Origin of the sequence: Nocardioides sp. CPCC 206348 (assembly GCF_048654705.1) — a bacterium.
Taxonomy (GTDB): Bacteria; Actinomycetota; Actinomycetes; order Propionibacteriales; family Nocardioidaceae; genus Nocardioides.
Window position 1 is genome coordinate 3,038 of record NZ_JBMCZA010000080.1, and the last position, 270, is coordinate 3,307.

A 270-nucleotide genomic window follows, 5' to 3' on the forward strand; every position below is an offset into this window, starting at 1 on the left:
TGCGGTGCGCAAGGCCGTGGGCCGCGATCGCCCGATCACCACCTTCGGGCAGGAATCGCTCGGCTTCCGGACCGACAAGGGCATCGGCGACTTCGAGGCGTTCACGACCGATCTCGCCAACCCGCTCACCGACGGCCTGTTCCAGCCGATCAGCGGCACGTACCCGCCCGGCCCCGGCGAGGTCGTCGTCAACCAGGCCCTCGCCGAGCGTGGGTCCGGCGTCGGCGACACACTGACCGCGGTCCGCAAGCTCATGGACGGGACCGAGCA

General features: G+C 70.7%; 1 protein-coding gene. It reads left to right on the top strand.

Going from position 1 to position 270, the window contains the following annotated elements; all coding sequences use genetic code 11:
* Positions 1-270, top strand: a 270-nt coding sequence (locus ACOADB_RS04075; protein WP_378596654.1) for a hypothetical protein, incomplete at both ends; no start/stop codon positions are given.